Below are 26,807 nucleotides of genomic sequence, written 5' to 3' on the forward strand. Positions count from 1 at the left end.
ATGCAGAGTTTGCGCTATAAAAATGCAGTTTGCCTCAGTGGCTTAATGATATTGACAGCATGCGCTTCGACCGCTGTGTTGCGGCCACCAGAATATCAGGTGCCTAAGGTTCAGATAGATGAACAGTATAAATATGCCAGCCTAAACTGGACAGCAACCGACGCGCTACAGCCAATTGAGGCAGATTGGTGGCAGATTTATCATGACCCGATGCTCAGCCAACTGATACAGCAGTTGAATCAGGAAAATTTAAGCCTGCGACAGGCGGAAGCTCGTTTCCGTTATGCCAATGCATTGCTGGAACAACAGCGGGCTGTCCGCCAGCCGAGTTTGGCGCTGAAGGCCTCTGCAAACCGCAGTGGCGGAAAAAATGCAGCTTCAAGTGGTCAATTCAGCAGCGAAATTCAGGCCAGCTGGATACCAGATGTATGGGGGCGAGTTGCAAAGGCTATAGAAGGACAGCAAGCCAATCTTGAAGCTTCTGGCGCAGAATTGCAGGCGGTCAAATTAAGCCAGCAGCTGCTGGCCACAGAAGCCTATTGGAATATTCGTGTATTGGATGCGCAAATCAATATTCTTCAGCAAACACAGCAAAGTTATGTCCGTTCAGTACAGATTTTAAAGAATCAATATGCTGCTGGCATGATTGCGCGTGCAGATGTGATACAGGCCGAAACCCAGCTCAAACAGGTGCAGATACAGCAGCTTGAAAAGCAAAGAGAACGTAATTTACAAGAAAATATTTTGGCTATTTTACAAGGTCTGGGCATTGCTCAATTTCAACTGCTGCCACAAAAAATAGTATTTCAAGTACCGAAGTTGCCGACACAACTGCCTAGTCGTTTATTAATACAGCGACCTGATGTCATACGTGCTGAACGTGATTTAGCTGCGACCCATGCGCAGCTGGGATTGGCGCAAACTGCATGGCTACCAGACGTTAGTATTGGTTTGAACAGCGCTGTGAACAGCCAGATTTTCAGTCAGTTGTTCCAGTCTCCGCAGTATTTATGGTCGGCTGGGCTAAAAGCCGCTGCTGTGCTATGGGATGGTGGTAAAAGAAAAGCCGACATCGCTGCCGCGCAAGCAAATCATGATGAAAAATCTCTAGCCTATAAACAGGCTGTGCTGACAGGCTTGAAAGAAGTGGAAGATGCACTGATGCAGTCTGCCAGTTTCAGGCAGCAGCAGGCAGAGCAAGCTAAATTATCTGCGCTGGCTGTGGAAAATGAGCGAGTCGTTACACGGCGCTATAATGCAGGTTTGGTGAGCTATCTGGAAGTGGTGAGTGCTCAAAATTTAAGACTGCAAGCAGAACAGGCTGCTTTAGAACTCAAGCAGTTGCAGCTTAAAAATACAGCACAATTGATTGCAGCATTGGGTGGAAATTACGCTTTGTCTTAATGCTATTTTAAATAAATAGAGTCCGTTGCTATTTCAGCCATACATTAAATTTTAGTTAATCTTAGGGCACAAATAATGTCTGTTAGTTAAAGAATTTAGACATAAATTCTTTAACTTTTATTCTTCATGAAAAAATTTGTGATTTATGCAGGTTATCTAATGGCTAAATTCTACGAAATATAACTTACACATTAAAAGTACAGTATTGATGCGTAAATAGAATCTTTTATAGGCAATGCATGCATCAAAAAGAGCGCCTGGGCGCTCTTGATTTAACAAAATTTAACTATTGAACCTCAGCCAAGAGTGCTTGCGCTGCCATTTTACCCAAAGTATTTGATGCCAAAGGACTGTCTCCGGTAATTAACTTACGGTCTTGAATACACTGCCCAGACATTTCTTTATTAACCACTTGGACACCCAACTTTTCTAAGCGATCTGCCAGTAACCAAGGTAATTCGCCCGGCATATAACCAATGTCCAAATTGGCTCCTTGATCCAGTGCATCGGGGAAAACACACATTTTATAACCTTTGAAAATATAGTTTTCGGGTGCTTCATTCAATGCAGCAGCCAATAAACCTGCTGGCCCATGACACAAGGAAATGACAAATTTATCTTTGGCTACTGCCCATTTTAGTAAGGTTTTTAAGTCTTCACTTTCTGGTAGACCAATTAAAGCCCCATGTCCACCAGGAATAAGAACAGCCAAATAAGGAGAGTTGTCACCTAAACTGCTTTTCAATACATCTGCTAATTTTAAAGGTTTTTTAAACTGAGTTAAGTATTTTTGGAATGTTGCAGGCACGACAGTATCTTCATGTGGCATTGCCCACATTTCAAGTTTAACGGGATTGCCCGATAAAGTGGCAATGTCAATATCAAAGCCCGCACGGTCTAAATGGTACATCGGCAGTAAAGTTTCCACTGGATGATTGCCTGTAGAAAAAAACTTACCATTTTTCATCAATAAATAGCGTTCATCGCTTGCGATCATCAGAATTTTTTTATGCCCAATATAAGGCGTTGGATAGTCTGTTCCATCAAAATCAGTTTTACTGGCGGTGTATTGGGAAAGTGAATAAGGTGAAGGGAAAAAGGCATTATCTTCAGCTAAGTCAGGAGTTGGATTACGGTCTTGGCTGGTCTGTGCCATGCTGATTCTCCTTTGTTATTGTTTTATCATTTTCAATCTTGCTGCTAGAGTTTTGTACCACAGCTTATCTATTTAGCATAACAAAGTTTAAAACAGGCTCTGTTTTAATATGTAAATGTATTCTTTAACTCACGACAGAATAAACATTTGGCAATAAAAAACCCGACATCCTGTCGAGGTTTTATAGCGAAAAATTTAGGCTTCAAATAGAAATTACATTAAAAGTTTAATCGTTAAACCCACTAAAGCAGAACCGATGATGACCCTGAGCACACTTTGATTAAACTTAAACAGTGCGGCTACAGCTAAAATAGCAATAATGGCAGAAATATAATCGAAATTCCCCTCAAAACCCTGTGGCCAAAGTACGTGGTAACATAAAAATAGTGCCAAATTTAAAATGACTCCCACCACGGCAGCAGTAATGGCGGTTAAAGGGGCGGTGAATTTAATTTGATTATGCGTAGATTCTATAATAGGTGCGCCTGCTAAAATGAAGAAAAACGAGAAAATAAAAGTGAACCACGTGACGATGATTGCACCTAATGCACCTGCAATAAATTGATGTTCAGCTCCAAGCAGTGAATGGTTATAAGCTGCTAAGAACCCGACAAAAGCCACCACCATGATCAAGGGGCCAGGAGTACTTTCACCTAAAGCTAGGCCATCAATCATTTGAGTAGGTGTTAACCAATGATAAAAACCAACCGCACCCTGATAAACATAAGGTAAAACAGCATAAGCACCACCGAATGTCAGCAGTGCAGCTTTAGTAAAAAACCACGCCAGTTGAGTATAAGAATGACTCCATCCTAAAACTGCTGTTAAAGAAGCGAGTGGAATTGCCCATAAAAGTGCTGAAATTACCGCTATTTTGATTAGATGAGACCATTTAAAAATAGCATGTTCAGGTGTAGGGGTATCATCATCAATAATGGCGCGGCCATAAGATTTTTGACTGGACTGATGTGCATTGAGCATGAATAAATCAGGATACTTTTTACCGACCAGATAACCCGATATTGCTGCACATAAAACAATTAAAGGAAAAGGGATATTCAAAATAAATATTGCCAGAAAAGCCACAACCGCAATCGCCCATAAGAATTTGTTCTTTAATGATCGACTGCCAATACGATAAGTGGCGTGAAATACAATGGCGGCAACCGCGGGCTTAATGCCATAAAACAGACCTGCAATGATGGGAACATTGCCATATTTCACATAGATCCAAGACAGTCCAATCAAGATAAAAAGCGAAGGTAGAACAAAGAAAACCCCTGCAATGATGCCACCTTTGGTTTTATGCATTAACCAGCCAATATAAGTGGCAAGTTGTTGAGCTTCGGGGCCGGGTAAGAGCATGCAATAATTCAATGCATGCATAAAACGCTGTTCTGAAATCCATTTTTTTTCTTCAACCAACTCTTGGTGCATAACCGCGATTTGCCCAGCAGGGCCGCCAAAGCTAATAAATCCAAGTTTTAACCAAAACTTGAAGGCTTGCCAAAAGCTGATAGATTCAATTTCTGTTTGATCTGCTAAAGATGGCTTATTATTCATGTTAGATTCCTTTGAAAGTCTGCATATAAGCCATCAAAAATATGGTTTGAAAGATAAAGTAATTGGTCATCATTTGTGATTGTGCTTCTAAGCCCTTGTAAAATCTTTTCAATGCCTAGGGCTTCGGCAGGCTCATTTCCTCCAACATCTAAAAAATGCACAATTTCAGCGATTTTATTTAACGCAGGATTTTGTAATTCAAAGCTATGTATTAAAACTTCAAAGCTGACTAGATTATTCACATGGGTAAATTGGGCATGATCAAAATCAAAACCTAAGGCATCCTTGGGACAATCATTGGGGTGCTCTAACCAAATAAACTTTGCCTGAGGGTCTACAAATTTTTGAATGATCCATGCAGATGCCAAGCGGTCAACCCAAGGACGCTTTCTGGTTGCCCAGATTTTATTTTGAAAATCTTGCTTGAATAGGACGTCTAATGGCTGCTCAAAATTATTGGGTTCATCGTATTCACCTAACCGAGCAATGGCATGTTCTAATCGAGTGAGTTCATTTAATGTTTTGCTTTGATGCGTATTGGGGAAAAAATCAATTTCTATCAGTGAATTGAGGTTTTTTCTTAATTTTCGAATCTGTTTCAGATGTTCTTTTTTCTTGTTTTCCTCAAGATTATTTTGTATTTGTAAAATCTCGGTTCTCAGTTCTTCATATTCTTCAGTCCTGTCAAAAAGTTGGGCAAGGTCTAAATTTTCAGGCGCTTCGGTCTGAAAGATATAGGCATGACCATGTTCATTGAGATGATCATGAACAACGGATTGGAATTTTTCAGAATGTATTGCTGGTAATAGGTAGACACCATCTCTTAAAGTTGCTGCACCATTTGACTTTAATGAACGCCAAATTCGCATTCTTGCGGTTGTGCTTTGACTGGGAAGTGATGAGATAAGTAATACTAATTTCATGTTATAAACTCAACATATTTTGTTTAATTTATAACAATTTTACAGGATTGAAAAATGGTTTTTCTTGAATAAGAATATGTGCAAAAGCCATAAAAAATTTATCTAGATAAGGCTTTGTTTGAATTGCATACAATTCATATAGTACAGCTAGTATGAAATGAATATCTAAGCGATAACAGGAAATGTCTTTTTGATCAAATAATCAAGCACAGAATCTAAATTACTGATTTTAGTTACGGGGTTTAATGATTGCTTTCTGGTTAAGCATACTTTTTTAGAGCAGGATTTTTTGTCTTTTTAATCTTTCATGCTGCTATTGGAGATGAAGCAAAACATGGAGTCTTATTAAAGCAAATCTTTTAGCTATTTTTGTTGAACTGTTTCATTAATTCGTGTTGTCACTCAAGCATTTTGGTCATGATCGTACTTTTTAAAACGTATGTATATGTGTATAGATGAAATAATATTTAGCGCTAGGGCAACATTATTTCCATTAAAATTCTTTGAATGTGCACTTATATGGAACAGACTTACATAAAAAATCTATTAATTTCTGATAAAGCATTGTTTTTTATGTCTAAGAAATTTTAACACCACTCTAATGATAAAATTATAGGCTTATCAATTTTATGATTCGCATATCATGCAGAATAAAGTGAGTAAGCCGGCAGTACCAGCATTGACACTGGCTGCACTAGGAGTGGTATTCGGTGACATCGGAACGAGTCCTTTATATGCATTAAAAGAGAGCTTTCATGCAACGCGTGGATTACCTATTAATGAAATTAATGTTTTAGGCATTCTGTCTTTGATTTTTTGGACTATCACGTTAATTGTTTCAATTAAATATGTATTGGTCATCATGAGAGCTGACAACAATGGTGAAGGGGGAATTATGGCTTTATTGGCGTTAAATCTTCGCCAAAAAGGTCTCTCTTCTCGAAAGAAATTTATAATAATTATCTTAGGTTTTGTGGGAGCTTCTTTATTTTTTGGGGACGGAATTATTACCCCTGCAATTTCTGTACTTTCAGCAGTAGAAGGTCTTTCCATTGCAACACCAGCTTTTGATCGCTTCATTATTCCAATCAGTATTGGAATTTTAGTCGCACTTTTTGCTGTTCAAAGACATGGTTCTGCAGTCATGGGGAAATTTTTTGGTCCTATAACTTTAATATGGTTTCTCTCCATTGGGGCTATAGGTATTAGCAGTATTATTCAAAGTCCGTTTGTGCTCGCATTACTTAGTCCACATTGGGCCTTTTTGTTTGTAGTGAATAATCCTTTTATTTCATTTTTTGTGATGGGAGCAGTCGTTCTAACGGTTACAGGTGGAGAAGCGTTGTATGCTGATATGGGACATTTTGGAATTTTGCCTATTCGATTAGGCTGGTTTTTAATCGTTTTGCCCTGTTTAATCCTGAATTATGCTGGTCAAGGCGCATTATTGTTACGAGACCCAAGCGCAATCGCCAACCCATTTTACTTACTTTTACCCTCAGCTTTTCTCTATCCGATGATTATTCTTGCAACAGCAGCCGCAGTAATCGCGTCTCAAGCTTTAATCAGCGGTGTATTTTCTATGGCAAAACAAGCCATTCAATTGGGATATTTACCTCGCCTAACAATTTTGCATACCTCTGATTCAGAAATTGGGCAGATTTATATACCTTTACTGAATTGGCTTTTATTTATTTCTATTACAATCTTAGTCTTAATATTTGAGAATAGTAGCAGTCTAGCAGGCGCATACGGCTTAGCAGTGACAGTCACTATGTTCTGTGACACGTTATTAGTTGCTTTTCTTGCTTACAGTTATTGGAAATGGCAAACATGGAAAGTATTACTTTTCATTATTCCTTTTGTCTTTATCGACCTTATTTTACTGAGTTCTAATCTGCTCAAGGTCTTTATTGGTGGTTGGGTGCCTGTATTTATTGCGATTATCGTTTTTACTTTAATGATGACTTGGAAAAAAGGCAAAGAAATTCTTCAAGCAAAATTGCAGAAGGATACGCTTGCTTTGAATACTTTTATTCAATATATGGGTGCTACAACTCAAAATATTAGCGGAAATGCAGTCTTTTTAACGGGAACACCACAAGTCGTACCTCATGCTCTTTTACATAATTTAAAACACAATAAGGTTCTTCATGAACGTAACTTATTGGTAACCATAAATATTATGGAAATTCCTTATGTCGATTCGGAAAATAGGATTGAGACAGAAGTACTGGATAAAGGCTTTTATAGAATACGTTTAAATTATGGTTTTAAAGAAGAACCTGATGTACCTAAAGCACTAGAGAAAGCCTTCGATACATTAGGAATTGAATATAATTTAATGGATATAAGTTTCTTTGTGTCTAGAGAAAGGCTGATTCCAAGCATGTCAAATAAGATGTCCAATTGGCGTGAGAAGCTATTTGTGACTATGCAAAAAAATACCAGCCCTGTGAGTGATTTTTATAAAATTCCTTCGAACAGAGTCGTCGAATTAGGCAGCCAGATTGAAATTTAAAAAAATTAATCTTAAAAAAACACCTTCTATGAAGGTGTTTTTTTATTCCACATAAAACTTTTTATTCTAGGGACATACGATATTCAATTACACCTGGTTTTTCAGCAACCCAGTCATACAGTTTTTGGGCAGTATGGTTGATTTCCTGCGTATGCCAATATAAACGTGTACATTGCTGAGCAATGGCTTGCTTCCCAGCATTTTGAGGGATCTTCATGAGATTCTTTATCTGTACATATTGCAGCAGTAGCGTAGTTTTCATGAAAATTTAGATGAAAAGAAAGCTTTGAAATTTTGCTCAAAGGTACTCAATATTTTTAAGTGCTGAATTTAACCTGTAATGAATATTGCTCATATCTAAGCAACTCATTATAAATTTAAAGAAGCACGTTGAAAAATTTAAACTATTGACTGAATGATTAATGTGCACAAAAAGCTTGATTGAAAGATTCAAACAACAACGGAGTTTTTAACCACAAAAAGATTGCAAAAATTTGCAGCATAATGATGACGAAGATGATACCTGTTTGGAGAGAAAATATGGATTTAGTCATGAACAATCGCCTCTTCATTAACAAAAAAATGCACCAAAACGCCAACAACACTTAGAGCAATCGACACCATCCAAATCATATTGTAGTTACCACTCATATCATGGTTTATGCCACCGAGCCAGCCACCAAAAAATGAGCCAACTTGGTGGGTAAAAAACACAATACCCGTCAGCATGCTTAAGTATCTTACCCCGAACATATTTGCAACAATGCCATTGGTCAACGGAACCGTAGAAAGCCACAATAGCCCCATAATGATGCCAAAGCTATATACCGTCCATAGACTTAACGGTAATAGTAGGAAGGTGCTAATGGTAATTCCACGAAGTCCATACAAGCCCATGAGTAATTTGGTTTTTGAGTATTTTCCACCGAGCCAGCCCGCTCCAAATGTACCAATGATATTAAAAAGCCCAACCAAAGCTAAGAAAATAGTGCCTGTCGTTGCAGTATAGCCATGATCGATTAAATAACCAGGTAAGTGAATTCCAATAAAGACAACTTGGAAACCACAAACTAAAAAGCCAAGAGATAAAAACCAAAAAGGTTTATGGTTTTTTGCAATCACTAAAATTTGTTTAAAATTTAAGGTCGGTTTATCCGAATGATTGCCCGATTTTGGACTGACATAAATAGGGGCCTTCAGCATCCAAGCTAGCGGAATAATAAAAGCAGCAAGAATAGCACTGACGATTAATGCAGCAGACCAACCAATGCTTTGTAATAAGAGTAGGGTGGACGGCAACATAATGAATTGCCCAAAAGAGCCTGCTGCACTGGCTATGCCCATCGCGAAACTACGTTTTTCAGGTGGGGCTGCTCGACCAACCGCAGATAATAATATGGTGAAAGAGGTCGCAGATAATGCCAGTCCTAAAATCAAACCCACACTGACGTTAAGTAAAGTACTACTTGAACTCACAGCCATGAGCAATAAGCCCAGTGTATAGAGCACGCCACCGACTATAACCACAATTTTACTGCCATATTTATCAGCAAGGATTCCAGTAAAGGGTTGTGCAATTCCCCAAACTAGGTTCTGCATGGCAATTGCTAGACTAAATACATTGTGACCCCAGCCAAATTCGTCGCTCATTGGAACCAAATATAAGCCAAAACCGTGGCGGATACCCAACGAGAGCCCGAGAATTAAAGCACTACCAATCAACATATAAATTAAAGACTTGGAAAATTTATTGTGGTGTTCAACGGTTTCCATATGTTTATCCTATTAAAAATTAGAATAGCACCGTGAGGATCAACGGAGAGGTGCTGTTATCAACCATTGCAGTATCAAGTTATTCATTCATTAGGAATTTAATTGCTAATTTATAGGAATAATCATTTCTACTATCAAAATAGATTATAGTTATAATCTATAATTTTTGAAATAGATTTCATAAACAATCTATAATGAGTAAGTATTTTTATTTTCTAATAAGGTGTTCTTTACTTTATGCACATGACATCTTTTACAGGGAGCTAGATCTATGCCTCGTGCCTCAAAACAGTTAGCTATCGAGAACAAAAAGAATATAGAAGCAATTACTTCACAGCTGATTCGGGATCAAGGCTTTGCTATTAGTGTTGCAGACCTGATGAATGCAGCAGGTTTAACTCATGGTGGTTTTTATAAGCATTTTCAAAATAAAGATGAATTGATTGATATTGCCTGTCAGCACATTTTTGCTGAATCACTTGCCAAATGGGAGAAGATCATTGCTGAATCCAACAATAATGACATGGCATTGAATAAAATTATTCAAAGTTATCTGGCTGAAAAAAATATAGAAAATCCTGCTGAAAGTTGTCCTTTGTCAAGCCTGACCATTGATGTGGCCAGAGAACAACAAGATAAACCTGTTAAAAAATCTTTTGAGGAAGGCATTCATTCGTTACTGAGCATCCTGAGTCAATTAGGCGGGCAGGGCGAAGAACAGGAAATTACTCAGCAGGCTATTGTACAACTGAGCTTGCTTTCAGGTTCTTTAATCTTGGCACGTGCGGTTAATCATGAATTTGCTTTAACTATTCTTCATTCAGTTAAAAGCTTTATGCTCAAACAAGAAAATGAATTGAATGGTTGAAAATTAAAATAGGTCACGGACTTCAGAAAATGATTCTGAACCTCACTATCATTGAGATAACCATATCGGGATAATTTTTTAAATTTTAGATATGTTGTAGAAACGCTTGTTCAATCTGAGAAAATTGTGAATACTCGTGCCCACAAAATTCAGGCTGTAAGATTATCTTTTGGGGTTAGGCAACTATTGTGAAAACGTATCCATTTTCTCGTTTACAAAAAGCATTACTGGCAGTTGGTTCATTTTCTTGTCTTGAGCTAAGTCCAGTATTGGCACATGCTGAAGTCGAAAATAATACACAACGACTCGCAACGATCACAGTAAAAGCTCAAGCAGCAGAAACTGCTTATTATCAACCAAAAGTGAATTTATCAGGGTTTACTCAACAAAACCTTGCAGAAATTCCAGCATCCATCAGCACAGTCACAGCCGAACTTATGGCAGATCAACATGCGAAAACACTCGCCGATGTGGTTAAAAATGATGCCGCCGTCGGTGATGGCTATGCGCCAATTGGTTACTATTCAAACTTTGTCATGCGCGGCTTTGCTTTAAATTTGGGATCAAGTTATTTGCTGAATGGCAACTTACTTCGTGGTGAGCAAAATGTGGCGCTTGAAAACAAAGAACAAGTCGAGATTTTAAAAGGCATTAGTGCCATTCAAAGTGGCATGTCGACGCCAGGCGGTGTGGTCAATTATGTCAGCAAACGTCCCAAAGATATTCGCTCTATAAGTGTTGAAGCCGACAGTCATGGTGGCAATCGTGTAGCAACTGACCTTGGTGGCTGGTTAGGGGACGATCAGCAGCTTGGCTATCGCGTGAATTTGGCGCATGAAGAAATCCATCCTTATGTTGAGCATGCTGATGGAAAACGTTCGTTCGGTTCTTTGGCTTTGGACTGGAAAATTTCGGATCGTTCAAAATTAGAATTTGATCTTGAATCACAGCGCCAACAACAGCGCTCAGTACCTGGTTATCAGTTGCTTGGTGGTAAAACTGTACCCACTGGTGTTGAATGGGATCGTTTGCTGGGGTATCAAAACTGGAGCAACCCTGTAACCAATGAAAGCCTAAATGCCAGCCTAAAATATAGCTATCAAATCAATAATAACTGGACTACGAACCTGTCAGCTTCACAAAGCCGTGTAGTTGTGGATGACTATTCATCCTTTGCATATACCTTCGACCAAAATGGTAACTATGACATTTATGATTTCCGTAGCCCTGATGATAGCTATCTGACTAATCAATTTAAAACAGGCTTAAATGGTAAATTCAACACTGGAACATGGCAACATAACCTTAGCTTAGAACTGTCACATGCTTACAAACGTCATGCACAGTATGATGCAATTAATGAATGGGTGGGTACAGGAAATATTGATCATGATCCGATCACCTACACACCTACGAACAAAGCTCTAGGTAATCATTACAAATCATTAGATAGTCAGCAAACAGCGCTAAACTTGCTCGACCAGATTGATTTTAATGATACTTGGTCAGTTTTGCTGGGTGGGAAGCTTTTGCATTTAAATGAAAGTGCCTATGCTGCGGATGGTAACAGTATTCGTGACACCGACTTCAATCGCTTCCTGCCACAGCTGGCTTTGATGTATCAGCCTTGGCAGAACACTCATCTGTATGCTTCTTATGCCAAAGGTTTAAGTGATGGCAGTCAAGCGCCGTGGTCTGCCTATGGTAATCCTGACAAAGGCATCGTAGGAAATGCCTTTGCAACATTAGCACCAAGACATTCAACCCAGTATGAGTTGGGTCTTAAACAACAGTGGCAAGGGCTGCTCTTTACTGCCGCTTTGTTTGACTTAACACAAGACCACCAATATACCAACTTAGATAATTACTATGTCACCGATGGCGAACAACACAACTTAGGTTTGGAGTTGGGATTGCAAGGTCGCGTTGCTGAAAATCTGGATATGACATCTACTTTGGCACTGACTCGTTCACGTTTGGAAGGTGTACAAGTAGATGAGTATAAAGGGCATCAAACTCAAAATGTGCCGACTGTCCGCTTTGCTAGCCATCTGTCTTATCAAATGCCTCAAGTCGAGGGCTTACGTTTACTGGCAGGCATGCAATATAGCAGTAGCAAATATGCCAATAAATCAGGCACAGTGAAAGTATCGGATTATACTGTGTTCGATGTAGGTGCAGCTTATAACTTTCATGCGTATGGTTATGACAATATGCTTCGCTTTAACATTGACAACCTGTTCAATAAAAAATACTGGCGAGATGCAGGTAGCTTCTTTGGAGATGACTATTTATTCCTTGGTGCATCACGTACAGCACAGCTGTCATGGACTGTGAACTTCTAATTTAATGCTGTAGTTGTGCTCCACAAGACTGTCTGAGTATTTAGCTCAGGCAGTTTTTATTTTACAGATACGTAAAGCCATAACAATTAAATTAAAGTAATAAAAATCAACATTTTATTTAATAAGAAATTTCCTAAGTTTTTTGTCAAAAATTGAAATATAGATGACAAAATTATTGTCTTTTTTATTTTAAAAAATAAAAAGTGACTCATTTATAAATAGCTTAAGTTTGCATCATTAAGGAAAGTTTTTTATGGATAAGTTAATTTATTCATAGGTAGTTAAAAAAATTTAAAGAACGATAAATTATATAAATATTTATATTGGCATAATATTTGCTAAATATTCAATACTTTAAATATATCTGGATTTTAAACAATGTTAAAATTTAAGCTTCTCTCATTGGCTATAATGACGGCAACATCAGTTAACTTAACTCATGCTGAAGATTTTAAGGTTTTAAAACAAATTTCTGAGACTCCTACGCTTATCAAAAATGGTACATATAAAAATAATTATTATGTTCCTTCAACTCTTAATACAATTACATGGGGTTATTTGCCAAATAAAAACTCTAAACCAGTTTTAAACGTTGCTTCAGGAAGTGTTGTGACTTTTGATACTGTTTCACATGAAGGTTTACTTGAGGATCAAGGACGCGATGCAGAAAAATTTTTCAAATCTAAAGGAGTTAAATCTGAATTTATTTTAGATGAGGCAAAAACAATTACTCAATCTAAATTAAACCATGACTTTCATAAAGATGGCCCTCATATTGTTACAGGACCTATTGCTATTGATGGTGCTGAACCTGGCGATATTTTAAAAGTGGAAGTTATAAAAGTAGAACCTCGTGTGCCTTATGGGGTTATCTCAAACCGTCACGGTAAGGGTGCTTTAGTTGGAGAGTTTCCTAAAAAACAAGTTTTAGAAAATGCTTCTGCGGCACATCCTGAACGATTTGGTAATGTATCTATTTTTACACCAATTGAAAAAAACACGAATGGTGAGTACGAAGGTGTTCTTAAAACAGAGTCAGGGAAATCTATTCGTTTTCCGCTTTATCCCTTTATGGGCATCATGGGGGTAGCTGCAAACACTTCTGAGCCTGTACATTCAGTTCCGCCTGCAATGTATGGTGGAAATATTGATATTAATGAATTAGGAGCGGGTTCAACAGCTTATTACCCTGTACAAGTACCTGGAGCTCTTTTTTATACAGGCGATAGTCATTTCGCACAAGGTGATGGCGAAGTCGCTTTAACAGCACTAGAAGCATCTGCTCGAGCTACACTTAAATTTACGCTACTCAAGACAGGGAAGGATAAAATACCGGGTAAAGAAATCGTTCAACCTTTAGCAGAAAATGCTGAGTTTTGGATTACTCCTGGTTTAGATGAGGATTTGGATGAAGCGATGAGAAAGTCTACACGTGAAGCAATTCGATTCTTAAATAAAGAGTATGGTATTGATGAAGCAACGGCTTATGCTTATCTCAGTGCTGCTACAGATTTTGAAGTTTCCCAAGTCGTAGATAAAACGAAAGGAATTCACGCTAAAATTCGTAAGGCAGATTTTAAAGAATTTGAAGCGAAGTAATTTATAAATTTAGAACAGATTATTAGATTTATTACGATACTCAGCAACATGAATAAACTGTTATAGATTTATGTTGCTGAGCTGTAGCAACAATTGAGGTTCTGTTAGATTATCGTTCTGGATATGCTATTTAACTTATATTCATCTAAGTTTAGTTTATAAATATATTAAATAAATTCATTATCTTTTTTTCTAGATAATAAAAATACAGTAACACTATAGTTTGGTTGCCGAAGACATCGGTAAAGGAAATCTCATTCAGGTATTAAAACCGTACAACCATCATTATGAAGGTCTATTTTTATACTATCCTCACAAAAATGTTTCACCAGCATTGAGATTGGTGGTGGATACACTAAAGCTATAAGTGGATTTAAAAAAGTAGTGCGCTCACAAGCACATATCGAAATACATAATCGAAGCACATAATAGCGAATACCTTTTCCAAGTTCATTCTTCCATACCTTTGCTCGCTCAAACCAATTTTTGGTATCGTAATTCGCTGTTAATAAAAGGGATATGTAATTCTCTGCACAGCGAATATTGCCTTCCTACCGATCAGATATTCCTTTATTGGGTGAATATTGGAATTATAGAAAAAGATAGAAAGTTGATACTGGATTCTATTCGGATTTCCAGAGCTTCACCTAAAGATGGGGTATACAGCTATTTGGATAAGCTTAAGAGGATGAACATAATGATATTTCCTCAGTTTAAGATGAAGTGTATTCATCACAAGAGCTCTTGGACTTCATAGCAAGTAACACCTATTGTTCCTAAACAGATGTTGAGCTATTTCAATTTTCCATGTTGTTGGCATCGAAGTTAAAATAAATAATAAGTATTTATTGTCAATAACTTAACCATATATTTGATAAGTCAATCTATCAAGGATAGCTATATCCAACTTTTCTACTTTTCATGCTTAATGAGTACCATAGAACACAAACAATGAATTTTACTCATCTTGTGGTTAGATTAAATCATTTTTATTCATGTTCTATTTCAAGTATAAATTATTCCATACAGAAATTTTGCTTTTATTTTAAAAATTAGGGTAGCGGATCACCATGAGTAAAGAATTTGCATGTTCAATTAAACGCATTCGTTTCGATGAGAGCTATCAGCCAGCAGAAAGCACACGTTTGACGACTAACTTTGCCAACTTGGCTCGTGGTGAAAGCCGTGAACAGAACCTGCGTAATACGCTTCGAATGATTAACAATCGTTTTAATGCTTTAGCCGATTGTGATAATCCTAACGGTGATCGCTATACAATTGAAATTGATATTATTTCTGCAGATTTAGATATTGAGGGTAATGGTAAAACATTCCCTGTCATTGAAATGCTGAAAAGCACCATTACAGATCACAAAACAAATCAACGTATTGATGGCATGATTGGCAACAGTTTTTCTTCTTATGTACGTGATTATGACTTTAGCGTGGTGCTGCCAGCATATTTTCAAAATCAGCCTAAATCGAATGCACCAGAAAATTTTGGTGATTTACATGGCAAGCTTTATCAATATTTGGTGAATTCAGATGCATTTACAGCAGAATTTAAAAAATCGCCTGTGATTTGCTTAAGTGTTTCAACGACCAAAACGTATTACCGTACTGCCAATCTGCATCCTATTTTAGGTGTTGAGTATAAGCAAGATGAATACTCACGTACAGATGACTATTTCCACAAAATGGGCTTGCAGGTTCGTTACTTTATGCCAAAAGGCAGCGCAGCACCTTTAGCATTCTATTTTGCGGGTGATTTGCTGCGTGATTACACCGATCTTGAATTGATCAGCGCAATCAGCACCATGGAAACGTTCCAAAAGGTTTATCGCCCTGAAATTTACAATGCAAATTCTTCAGCGGCGCAAGTGTATCAAGCAAGTCTGGAGTACCCAGATTATTCATTGACGCAAATTGTGTATGACCGTGTTGAGCGTGGCCAGTTAGCGGTAAAACAAGGTAAATGGACTGAAGAAAACTTCATTAAACCTTATCAAAATATTCTTGAGCAATGGGCTGCCAACTACGCTGTAGAGCGTAATGACGTTAAAACGAACGCTGCGTAATTCACCTAAAATAGAGATAGAAGATTAAAAATGGCAATTTTATTACCAACATCAACTGCTGGCAGCTTACCGAAACCGTCTTGGCTTGCAGAGCCTGAAAAACTTTGGTCACCTTGGAAACTAGAAGGTGATGCATTAATCGAAGCAAAGCAAGATGCGCTGCGTTTATCTTTGCAAGAACAAGTGCACGCAGGGATTGATATTGTCAGTGATGGCGAACAAACTCGTCAGCATTTTGTCACCACGTTTATTGAACATCTGGATGGCGTTGATTTTGAGAAACGTGAAACAGTGCGAATTCGTAATCGTTATGATGCGAGTGTACCTTCAGTGGTTGGTGCGGTGAGCCGTCAAAAACCTGTTTTTATTGAAGATGCCAAATTTCTACGTAGCCAAACCAATCAACCGATTAAATGGGCGCTGCCTGGCCCGATGACCATGATTGATACACTGTATGACGGTCACTATAAAAGCCGTGAAAAACTGGCTTGGGAATTTGCCAAAATTCTCAATCAAGAAGCGCGCGAGTTAGAAGCTGCTGGTGTAGATATCATCCAGTTTGATGAACCTGCATTCAATGTGTTCTTTGATGAAGTGAATGATTGGGGTGTTGCCACCCTCGAGCGAGCACTTGAAGGTTTGAAGTGTGAAACAGCGGTTCATATTTGCTATGGCTATGGCATCAAAGCCAATACAGATTGGAAAAAGACGTTAGGCTCAGAATGGCGCCAATACGAAGAAGCATTTCCTAAACTGCAACAATCGAAAATAGATATCATCTCACTCGAATGTCAAAACTCTCGTGTGCCAATGGATCTGATTGAACTGATTCGCGGTAAAAAAGTCATGGTCGGTGCGATTGATGTGGCAACCAATACGGTTGAAACGCCAGAAGAAGTGGCTGATACCTTACGCAAAGCACTTCAGTTTGTAGATGCTGATAAGCTTTATCCATCGACCAACTGTGGTATGGCGCCTTTAGCTCGTGAAGTGGCGCGCGGCAAACTCAATGCTTTAAGTGCTGGCGCGGAAATTGTTCGTAAAGAGCTCTCGAACAACTAATCACTGATTGAGTGATGTGTGCAGGGTTAGCTGTTTCGGCTTGATTGGATTTGATATTCAATGGCCAAACGCTAACCCTAAGCTCAATCAAGATTAAGTGTTCTACTCAGAACTCGCTCAAATCAGAACTCATTCAGATGCTATGCCAGTGTAACGAAATTACGCGTTATAGCGAAGTATAAAAAAAAGATGCGGTGCAATTTAGGAACAAAGTGATGATTCAAGCAACAGACTTTAAAAATGCAATGTCTTTGTTAACAAGTGCGGTCAATGTTGTTACCACAGCAGGGGTGTCTGGTCGTTATGGATTCACTGCATCTGCCGTATGTAGTGTCACGGATACACCACCGACATTATTGGTTTGTATGAATAAAGCATCTCGGTCACATGAATATTTTATAGAAAATAAAATTTTGACTGTAAATGTTTTAGGCGCAGATCATCAGCATATTTCTAACGTATTTGCATCTAAAATGAGTTCAGAAGAGCGTTTTGAATATGGCCGTTGGACAGAATTAGAAACTGGCGCACCCGTTTTAGAGGATGCTTTGGTGAGTTTTGATTGTGAGATTGAACAAATTCAAGAAGTCGGAACGCATAGTATTTTCATGTGCCGTGTTGCCGCGATTCAGCGCAGTGAACAGGATCAAAGTTTAGTTTATTTTAATCGCGCTTATCATCATGTCGGGCAAGTTGAAATTGCCTAAAGTCACTTTTCAATTCATATCAATTCTTAAGCAAGTAAATATATCGTGGAATTAATTATTTTCTTAGCCATAGGCGCATTAGCGGGATTTACCGCTGGGCTCTTTGGTGTTGGTGGTGGGCTTATCATCGTACCACTTTTATATGTGGTCTTTACGCAAATGGGTTATGACCCTGAAGTTGTGATGCATTTAGCTTTAGGTACTTCATTAGCGACCATTATTGTGACATCGATAAGTTCATTGATGGCGCATCATAAAAATGGAGCTGTATTGTGGTCAGTATTTAAAAATTTAGCACCGGGTTTGGTTTTGGGTGCATTTTTGGGGGCTGGTGTTGCTGGATTACTATCGAGTGCTAAGTTGCAGTTAATTATTGGCTTATTTGCAATTTGGGTTGCATATAAGATGTTTGATGGTGCAAAAAAGGCAGTAGATCAGAATAAAGTACTTCCACCGGTGACTAAACAAGTATTTGCAGGCACAGGGATAGGAGTGGCTTCTGCAATTTTTGGGATTGGAGGAGGGAGTTTAACAGTACCTTACCTAAACCATTATGGCGTGGTCATGCAAAAAGCTGTTGGAACATCGGCAGCATGTGGTTTGCCAATTGCAGTCGCTGGTGCGCTAGGCTTTATATTTTTTGGGGTACAAGACAAAGTTTTGGTCTCAAACAGTATTGGCTATGTTCATATTTATGCTTTTTTGGGTATAAGCTCAATGAGTTTTTTTACAGCGAAGTTAGGTGCTAAAGTGGCACATGCATTATCACCAATAGTGCTTAAAAAATGTTTTGCCGCATTGTTATTTATCGTAGGATGCTTTTTCCTTTTTAAAGGAATACGTTGAAATATATTAAGTTAATTCCTGTGATAAAAAGCCCATTAGAGTAATGCTGATCAACTAAGCGTAATTTCATTATTACTGATTGATAAATCTCCCCTAACCCTGAGCCATATATGGCGCAAGGCAAAAGAGGGGAACTATCGATAATTTAAAATAATTTTAGATTCCTTGCGCAGCAGTGCTGCTCATCCCTCCTTTGAAAAAGGAGGGATGGGGAGGATTAAAAAATTCTTAATAACAAATCAATATTTAACAAATCAATAGCAGTCTATACTCACCATCCTTTTCAGCAGGTGCTCTATGAACACAGGGCAAAACCTGTTGCGTTGGATGATCTACCGCCAGCCGCCAAAGATGTCCTGAGCCTAAATTCACAGGTTTTGCATTGGGTTTAGGTTGATAATGCAGATCAAAAAAATAGTCTTTTAGGAACGTTTCAAATTCAATTTCTGGGCCGTCATGTAATTTTTTGAGCTGTTCCCTGATTTCTGGAATCAAAATCTTTTGCTCAACTTGAGCATTGGGCAGAATATCACTTGCAGCACCATGGTAGGTACATAGAAAAGTATCTGTTTCGATGGGTGAGCGATCAATGTGAAACGAATATACATCTGTTGAAATAAAATCTAGCTCATCATCCCGTTCGTAACTTTTAAGTAAATTAAGCGAAGGGGATGCTCCAAAATCAGTTAAGAGCTGTATATCCTTTAAGATAATTTCCCGTGCAAAATGACCATTTTCTGAAAGTTGTAATACTAAAAGATCTTCAACAGAAACTTCTGTAATATTCTCTTTTAACTCAAGTTTAGCCACAATCTCTTTAAAATCGCCAACCAAACTTCTATACCAGCAAAGTGCATTCATATCTGCTTGAAAACTCGAATTTACAAGTTCAGAAAGAGTAGAAACCACTTTAATTTGATTGTTGTCAGAAAATGTATTCTTCATATGAGAATTAAATAAATCATAAACTAGACCTAATAATATACGCTTAGCATGAAAGAAAGGGAGAATGATTAATGACATTGATAATGGAAAGCGTGCATATAATTGTGCAGACTACAATCTTTAGATATTCTATTTAATATAAAATGAAGTTATGCAATTTCAGAATGACTTAATCAGTGAATTGTTTTATATGAAAATTAATGGAATTGGGGTTACTTCACCAGATCAAGAAATGAACATGATGAATCAAGGAGTAGTGCGTATTGGTGGTGATGTATTGGGAGCTTTTAATGATGAAGTAATTACTGCACTTACGAATACTCAAGATTTAATTGGTGCAGTTTTAAGGGTCCACTTTTGTTTAGAGGAGTTTTTAAATATTTGGTGTAATAAAGTTACAGACAATAAGGATTTTTTTGATTTCGGTTTTATTGGATTTGATAAAAAAATAAAGATTGCAGTAAAATTAGGTTTACCCGAAAACTTATCAATTATTTTTAAATTATTTAATTCTATTCGTAATAAGTATGCGCATGATACTTCTGCCAAAATTACGATAAAGCAATTAAATGATATTAGAATTAAAATAGATAGCCTTCCAAATTTTGGATCACAGCCAATACCAAAATGTGATGATCCATTATTTGAAACTCCAGTCGGAGATAAAATTTTATCTTGGAATGGAATAAATATTTCCACTAAAGACAGAATTGTATTTTTGTACTTTGTCTTTTCTATGAAAATATTAGGAGCTTATGTCGCTGAGTTTCATAAAAGAGGTATATCATTCAATTATGTTCGTTAATAAAAAAGATTCCACGTTATCTAATGGTGGAGTCTAGTCTCAAATTTGGGACTTTTACCTAATTCAAAACTAATTGAACCATTTTCAATAGTGCATCGCAAAGAAACATAAATAACCTCTTTGTCTTGCTGTAACCGTTCAGATTACCAAGTAATTTTTATATCTAGTCGACTTGGCAACAAATAAATATGAAGTAGCTGAACCTGATCTATAACCTTAGTATCAATACAACCTAAGTTTGATCCTGTTTCAGCTACTTATTTAGATAAAGCTATTTCCTTTATTCATGTTCTTTACGAAGACTCAATGAAAGCTCATCCCAACGTTGTATCGCTGCGTCCATCGCTTGCGTTTTGACATGACCAAAACCTCGTACATCTGCTGGTAATTTAGCGATTTTCTCAGCAACAGATAAGTCGTAATTTTCAGGTGCAGAACTAATGTCTTTGACAAATGCGATATAACGGTCACGCCAAGCATGTTCTTTTTGACGTTCTTGCTGTAAAGCAAATGGATCAAGAAAAGTTTCTCTAAGCCACTGTAGACGAGCAAGAATCATCATCGGAATACGCATCCAATATCCGAAAGCACGTTTGCGTATGATGCCATGAGCACCTAAAGCAGGAGGGGCTAAGTGATAGGTTAAACGTAGACCTTGACCAAACTGAGCTTCAATCGATTGTTTAAAGCTTTTACCTGTGAGTAAGCGCGCAACTTCGTATTCATCTTTATATGCCATGACTCTATATAATTGTGTCGCAATAGTTCCCGTTAATTCTTCAGGTAATACTTTGGCAGCTTGTTCCATAAGCGTTCGATACTGAATCGCATAATCTTGATTCCAATACTCGACAAGACGAGCAGAACGATCTTCAACGAGTTCAGCCAATGTGGTTGGTTTACGCGTTGTTGGTATGGTTGCAATAATGCGTTTGGCTAAGTCAGGGTCACTCATCAGATGACAGCCGATACGGAAAGCCTCAAGGTTTTTTTCAGCAGCAGTGCCATTCAGACGAATTGCCTGCTCAATACTTTCACGCTTCAACGGAATTTGACCTGATTGCCAAGCCATACCAAGTAATATCTGATTTGCAAAGATCGCATCCCCCAGCACTTGTGTGGCAATACGTGTTGCAGGTAAGGATACGAGTTTTCCTTGTGTAGTTCGACCACGAAGTCGATGAATCAAATCCGTAATTGGCGCATACCAATCACGAGACTCAAGGAAATCAGAAGTAGGGGAACCATCTTCATTGACGATGACAACAGCATCAGCTTTTAAACGAGAAAGTGCTGCATTACTTCCTGCGACAATCGCATCTGCACCAATTAATAAATCACATTGACCCGCAGGGATTTTGGTTGCAGAGATTTGATCATCTTCGGTCGCGAGTTGTATGTAGGAATAAACTGTACCACCTTTTTGAGCCAGTCCAGCCATATCCATGATACGTGCAGCTTTACCTTCCAAATGAGCAGCCATTCCAAGTAAAGCACCTGCTGTAACCACACCTGTACCACCAACACCACCGACCATGATACGGATGGGGTGTTGATCCAGTTCAGGAATAATTGGTTTTTCTGGCCAGCCAGCGTCTATACCTTCGAATATTTCTGGGCGTTTCGTATCGCGGGTATGGACGGTCACAAAACTTGGACAGAAACCTTCGACACAAGAGAAATCTTTGTTACAACTACTTTGGTTGATTTGACGTTTCGTTCCTAACGCTGTTTCAACGGGTTCAATCGATAAACAGTTCGATTTTTTAGAACAGTCACCGCAACCTTCACAAATCTCACTATTGATAAAAACTCGCTCTGCAATATCTGGATAAGCATTGCGTTTACGGCGACGGCGTTTTTCACTGGCACAGGTTTGAACATAAATTAACGCCGTAACACCAGAAATCTCACGTAATTTGCGTTGCACATCATCCAGCTCATTTCTGTGGTAAATCTCGACGTGAGCAGCAATCCCTTCTTCTGCATGAATCAACTCAGGTTCATCCGTGACGATGACTTGTTTTGTGATTCCTTCAGCATCCAGTTGTCGTGTTAACTGTGCCACGCTGAGATGACCATCGACATGCTGCCCACCCGTCATTGCAACTGCGTCGTTATACAGAATTTTGTAGGTCATATTGATTTTTGCAGCGATCGCTTGGCGTATTGCAAGATAACCTGAATGGAAATACGTTCCATCGCCTAGATTGGCAAAAATATGCTTTTCATTGGTGAAATGAGAAGCGCCAGCCCAACTCACACCTTCGCCACCCATTTGCGAGAACGTTTCTGTACCACGATCCAGTGAGACTGCAATAAAATGACAACCGATCCCACCTAATGCACGACTACCTTCGGGTAATGCTGTTGATGAGTTGTGAGGGCAGCCGCTACAAAAGAAAGGTTTGCGTTCTGCAATATCAAGAACACGCCGTGACGCTTGCTCTGCTTTTTCTAACAACTCAACTCTATTCTGAATTTGTGTTTTTAAGCTTTCTGGAAGATCTAATTTTAAGAATCGAGCTGCCAACATTTTTGCAATAGGTTCAGGTTGGAACTCATAGTGACCAATCAAAGGCGCTTCATCACTAGATGTACTCCATTCACCTTTTCCATCACAAGCTTTACCAATGACGCGAGGGCGTTTGTCATCTGGAAGTGCATAGAGTTCATCTTTAATTTGTGCTTCAAGGATAGGGCGTTTTTCTTCTACAACGATCAATTCTTCTAAACCTTCGGCAAATTCACGAAGACCTTGCGGCTCTAAGGGCCAAATTAAAGCAACTTGATATATTCGAAGTCCTAACTGTTGGGCTGTTTCGCCTTCAATTCCTAGAATACGTAACGCTTCAATTGTATCTAAATAACCTTTACCACTTGCTGCAATACCAATACGAGCATCAGGACAATGCCATGTCACCTGATTCAGTTCATTTTCACGTGCATAAGCCAATACAGCGGGTAAGCGATATTTATAAAGACGTTCTTCTTGTTGAATACCATGATCAGGCCAACGGATGTGGACACCATCTTCAGGCATTTGAACATTTTTGGGTAAAACAGGAGTGACTCGATCTAAATCCACATGCACAGAAGCAGAGGTTTCAACAATTTCACTGACTAGCTTCATCGAAGTCCATACACCCGCAAAGCGTGACATTGCGACTGCATGAGTACCTAAATCCAGAATTTGTTGTATTGAGGTCGGGTAAAAAATTGGAATGCCACAACCGATCATGACGTGTTCTGACTGGTGTGGAATACTTGAAGATTTACAAGAGTGGTCATCACCAAAGAAGGCAACCACACCACCTCGTTCTGCTGTTCCTGCAAGGTTGGCATGACGGAGAACATCTCCAGAACGATCTACACCAGGGCCTTTGCCATACCACCAAGCGGTCACACCATCATATTTACCTTGACCTGCGAGATTGGCTTGTTGAGTACCCCAAATTGCAGTAGCAGCGAGATCTTCATTTACGCCAGGTTGAAAAACAACATGATGGTCTTTGAGTATGCCTTCAACTTGCCAGAGAAAATTATCATAATTTCCAACAGGGGAACCACGATAACCAGAAATAAAACCAGCAGTATGATAACCGTTTAAAGTATCCCGCCGTGTTTGCGCAAGTGGTAAACGCACCATTGCCTGAATACCTGTCATGTAAGCAGTACCGTCATCACTTAAATATTTATCTTCAAGTGATACATCCTTGGTTGGAATCTTATTTGGCGTAAATTTTGTCGCGATATTCATTTATGTCTCCTTAGAATTTTGTAGTTCGAGCTACTTTCTTATTTCAACATCCGGTTGAATATTTGGAGTAAATGACATACTTAGATAAAAATTGATCAGTTCATTTAAGGCATTAGAACGGTTCAATGTATGTACATTAATGTCATTGTGGTTGATCCAGACTGGTGCAACAATGCGTAAATTAGAAAAAGATATTTACGTTATGCGCAAAAATCTTGATGGTGGATTACTACATGCAATGCATGCTTTCCTAAAAGTCATTGATAGTGGAAGTTTTACGGCTGCCGCAGAGCAGATGGAACTTACAACAGCGCAAGTGTCCCGACTCATTAGCGAGTTAGAAGGGCGTTTAGGAACAAAATTACTACAACGATCTACGAGACAGCACGCGTTGACCGATATTGGTGCAACTTATGCAGAGCAATGCCGTCAAGTGCTGGCAATGGTGGGAGAGGCCGAAGCTCAAGCAATGGGAATGGCAAGCAAACCACAGGGGCGGTTACGTGTTTTGAGTATGGCGAGTTTTGGTCATCATTATGTGTCTCCGATGATGGCTGAGTTCTGTCAAACCTATCCAGAGCTTACGGTTGAATACCGTACTTCGCAGAATGTACCAGACCTTTTAGGTAAAGGAATTGACGTAAGTTTATATCTCACGGAATCTTTGGCGGACTCAAGATTTGTTGCTCGTCGAGTTGGGACAATATTTTCATTACTTTGCGCATCACCAGCCTATTTAGAAAAATATGGCGAACCGAAATCATTAGATGATCTACAAAAACACGCATGTTTAAGATTGGTGAATCCATCTATTACACCGCAATGGCATCTCGTAAGTGAAAATAGTTGTTCGTATCAAATTGATATTACAGGGCCATTGATTGCAGATACACCAGAACTATTACTAGACATGGTGCAGCAAGATATGGGCATCGCATTGCTTCCAACATTTGCTGTGATTGAGGCTGTACGTACTGGACGATTACGTCGCGTCTTAGCAGATTGGAGATCACCTGATATTGGTGTTTATACCTTACTACCATCACGTCATTTTATTGATGCTAAAACAAGAGCATGGTTAACGTGGGTTGAGCAGCATATTTCGCCTAAAATTCAGAGTGATACAGACTATTTTTTATAATCCCAGTTTGTTGTTAAGATCATTAAGGAAAACATTAAATAAAAAAGTAGATTTACCACGAACCACAGTCCATAGATAAGATGTCGGTAAAGATTGGTGAACAGACACATATACAAAACAGTCAGTATGATAGATCAAAGGGAGTTTTAACCAAGGCTGATTATGTGTACATGCGCGATCTGCTGGAGACAGTGTTAGAGCAACTGCAAAATTCAGAATTAGATAACGATATAGAAATAGATCAGCTCAAACAGTTTTTTATAAAATTAGATCATCATGTTGAGCGTATGAGATAGCGCGTCAGATTTCGGCATAATGTATATTATGTTACTTAGCTTACTCAACATCATGAATAAACTTGTTCAGATTCATGATGTTGAGCTGCGACTACAGTCGAACTGTAGTAGGTCGCAGTCTTGGATATTCTATTTGTCTTATGTTCACCTAGAATCTAGTTCACAATTAAATTTATGTTTAATAAACAATAAATTTAATTACTTAGAGCACTAAAGTGATAAATTATAAAATATTTGGTTCATGAACCTAGCTATGAATACATATTTTCCTACTAAAAAGGTCTTAAGAATAGACTAAGTTTGTCTAGGAGAGTGGTGGCAGTCCACCACTAATTAAAAGATGTCTACAAAATCGGTGGCTATTCAATAAGTGTAGTTTACTATTTGATATAAAATATTATGCTGAGACTAGGGTTTTGATAGCTACTAATTCTGTTTGGCTTTTTGGCGTAAGACATACAGATATAAGCTTTCTACTTTTTCACGTGCCAATGGTGTGGTACGTAAGAATCGCAATGATGATTTAATACTTGGATCTATGCAAAAACATCTAATTTCAATTTTACGATTTAAGCCTTCAAAGCCACCGTAGTAATCCAATAATTCATCCAAAATGTCAGCAAGTTTTTTGCCGTGTAAAGGGTCATTGGAGGTGTTCATAATAGATCAACCATATTTTGGGAGGCCATTATTATAACCTGAGCTAGTTAGAAAATGAGAGGGTTGGAATTTAAACGTAATTAACATAGAAAATTACAGCTTATCTTCTTATTTACAACAGTGCTGATGCATAAAATATTTCAAATAATTAATAATTCAAAGAAAGCTTTTTAATATATGCTACCGTTAAAAAGCTACAAGAAAACGGCCTCTTTCATGTGTACGCTATTTAACATAATATACATTATACGAAACCAATGTGTAAGCCCCAAATAGAAATGTCCGGTTTCTCCAAAGTAAAAATGTCCGCTTTTAGAATATATGCTTTTGCGATTTTCTTAGCGGACGGTTTGAT

The 26,807-nt window shown here is 38.3% G+C and carries 18 protein-coding genes and 1 pseudogene; 11 read left to right on the plus strand and 8 right to left on the minus strand.

The window, feature by feature from the left end; all coding sequences use genetic code 11:
- Window positions 1-1,404, plus strand: coding sequence for an efflux transporter outer membrane subunit (locus tag BLV99_RS12325; protein WP_092691139.1), 1,404 nt, complete (start codon window positions 1-3; stop codon window positions 1,402-1,404).
- A gap of 286 nt (window positions 1,405-1,690) precedes the next feature.
- Here the strand turns inward: BLV99_RS12325 and hchA are convergent, their stop codons facing one another.
- From hchA to BLV99_RS12340, 3 genes are all read right to left on the minus strand, one after another.
- Window positions 1,691-2,560 carry a glyoxalase III HchA gene (gene hchA, locus BLV99_RS12330; protein ID WP_092691086.1) on the minus strand — a complete coding sequence of 290 codons (870 nt, stop codon included), beginning with the start codon at window positions 2,558-2,560 and terminating at the stop codon, window positions 1,691-1,693.
- A gap of 213 nt (window positions 2,561-2,773) precedes the next feature.
- On the minus strand, window positions 2,774-4,123 hold the full coding sequence (gene chrA / locus BLV99_RS12335; protein WP_092691089.1) for a chromate efflux transporter: 1,350 nt from the start codon (window positions 4,121-4,123) through the stop codon (window positions 2,774-2,776).
- Window positions 4,120-5,046: a chromate resistance protein ChrB domain-containing protein gene (locus tag BLV99_RS12340; protein WP_092691092.1), complete on the minus strand. Its 927-nt coding sequence runs from the start codon at window positions 5,044-5,046 to the stop codon at window positions 4,120-4,122. Before BLV99_RS12340 ends, chrA begins: the two co-directional genes overlap by 4 nt.
- Before the next feature lie 643 nt (window positions 5,047-5,689).
- Between BLV99_RS12340 and BLV99_RS12345 the strand changes: the two genes are divergently transcribed.
- Entirely contained in the window at window positions 5,690-7,567 is a 1,878-nt protein-coding gene (locus BLV99_RS12345; protein WP_092691094.1) for a potassium transporter Kup, read from the plus strand.
- Window positions 7,568-7,628: 61 nt separating this feature from the next.
- Here BLV99_RS12345 and BLV99_RS12350 read toward each other — a convergent pair.
- Both BLV99_RS12350 and BLV99_RS12355 read right to left on the minus strand, forming a co-directional pair.
- Window positions 7,629-7,814, minus strand: a pseudogene (locus BLV99_RS12350) (hypothetical protein); the annotation flags it as partial.
- A gap of 299 nt (window positions 7,815-8,113) precedes the next feature.
- Window positions 8,114-9,340 (minus strand): MFS transporter, encoded by a 1,227-nt coding sequence (locus BLV99_RS12355; RefSeq protein ID WP_092691097.1) that lies wholly within the window; start codon window positions 9,338-9,340, stop codon window positions 8,114-8,116.
- 271 nt (window positions 9,341-9,611) lie between these two features.
- On the opposite strand from BLV99_RS12355, the gene BLV99_RS12360 reads away from it, so the two are divergent.
- The 7 genes from BLV99_RS12360 to BLV99_RS12390 all read left to right on the plus strand — a co-directional run bounded on the left by BLV99_RS12360 (window position 9,612) and on the right by BLV99_RS12390 (window position 18,845).
- Window positions 9,612-10,208, plus strand: coding sequence for a TetR/AcrR family transcriptional regulator (locus BLV99_RS12360; RefSeq protein WP_092691101.1), 597 nt, complete (start codon window positions 9,612-9,614; stop codon window positions 10,206-10,208).
- A gap of 188 nt (window positions 10,209-10,396) precedes the next feature.
- Window positions 10,397-12,553: a TonB-dependent siderophore receptor gene (locus tag BLV99_RS12365; RefSeq protein ID WP_092691106.1), complete on the plus strand. Its 2,157-nt coding sequence runs from the start codon at window positions 10,397-10,399 to the stop codon at window positions 12,551-12,553.
- Window positions 12,554-12,931: 378 nt separating this feature from the next.
- On the plus strand, window positions 12,932-14,152 hold the full coding sequence (locus tag BLV99_RS12370) for an acetamidase/formamidase family protein (protein ID WP_086185266.1): 1,221 nt from the start codon (window positions 12,932-12,934) through the stop codon (window positions 14,150-14,152).
- A gap of 1,070 nt (window positions 14,153-15,222) precedes the next feature.
- Window positions 15,223-16,230 carry a DUF1852 domain-containing protein gene (locus BLV99_RS12375; protein ID WP_092691109.1) on the plus strand — a complete coding sequence of 336 codons (1,008 nt, stop codon included), beginning with the start codon at window positions 15,223-15,225 and terminating at the stop codon, window positions 16,228-16,230.
- 30 nt (window positions 16,231-16,260) lie between these two features.
- Window positions 16,261-17,292, plus strand: coding sequence for a methionine synthase (locus BLV99_RS12380; RefSeq protein WP_092691112.1), 1,032 nt, complete (start codon window positions 16,261-16,263; stop codon window positions 17,290-17,292).
- 215 nt (window positions 17,293-17,507) lie between these two features.
- The gene (locus BLV99_RS12385) at window positions 17,508-17,999 is read left to right on the plus strand and encodes a flavin reductase (protein WP_092691114.1); all 492 of its coding nucleotides are present in this window, start codon (window positions 17,508-17,510) and stop codon (window positions 17,997-17,999) included.
- A 45-nt stretch (window positions 18,000-18,044) separates the two neighbouring features.
- Window positions 18,045-18,845, plus strand: a complete 801-nt coding sequence (locus tag BLV99_RS12390) for a sulfite exporter TauE/SafE family protein (protein ID WP_092691116.1) — start codon at window positions 18,045-18,047, stop codon at window positions 18,843-18,845.
- Between the two features lie 246 nt (window positions 18,846-19,091).
- Here the strand turns inward: BLV99_RS12390 and BLV99_RS12395 are convergent, their stop codons facing one another.
- Window positions 19,092-19,790 carry a DUF1826 domain-containing protein gene (locus tag BLV99_RS12395; protein ID WP_092691119.1) on the minus strand — a complete coding sequence of 233 codons (699 nt, stop codon included), beginning with the start codon at window positions 19,788-19,790 and terminating at the stop codon, window positions 19,092-19,094.
- Window positions 19,791-19,980: 190 nt separating this feature from the next.
- Between BLV99_RS12395 and BLV99_RS12400 the strand changes: the two genes are divergently transcribed.
- Entirely contained in the window at window positions 19,981-20,595 is a 615-nt protein-coding gene (locus BLV99_RS12400) for a hypothetical protein (RefSeq protein ID WP_244516314.1), read from the plus strand.
- A gap of 280 nt (window positions 20,596-20,875) precedes the next feature.
- On the opposite strand, the gene BLV99_RS12405 is transcribed toward BLV99_RS12400, so the two are convergent.
- On the minus strand, window positions 20,876-24,355 hold the full coding sequence (locus BLV99_RS12405) for an indolepyruvate ferredoxin oxidoreductase family protein (protein WP_092691125.1): 3,480 nt from the start codon (window positions 24,353-24,355) through the stop codon (window positions 20,876-20,878).
- Window positions 24,356-24,557: 202 nt separating this feature from the next.
- Here BLV99_RS12405 and BLV99_RS12410 point away from each other — a divergent pair, with 202 nt between their 5' ends.
- Window positions 24,558-25,496, plus strand: a complete 939-nt coding sequence (locus BLV99_RS12410; RefSeq protein WP_092691142.1) for a LysR family transcriptional regulator — start codon at window positions 24,558-24,560, stop codon at window positions 25,494-25,496.
- A gap of 722 nt (window positions 25,497-26,218) precedes the next feature.
- On the opposite strand, the gene BLV99_RS12420 is transcribed toward BLV99_RS12410, so the two are convergent.
- Entirely contained in the window at window positions 26,219-26,452 is a 234-nt protein-coding gene (locus BLV99_RS12420; RefSeq protein WP_092691130.1) for a VF530 family protein, read from the minus strand.
- Window positions 26,453-26,807 lie beyond the last annotated feature (355 nt).

The organism is Acinetobacter kyonggiensis (genome assembly GCF_900107285.1).
Lineage (GTDB): Bacteria > Pseudomonadota > Gammaproteobacteria > Pseudomonadales > Moraxellaceae > Acinetobacter > Acinetobacter kyonggiensis.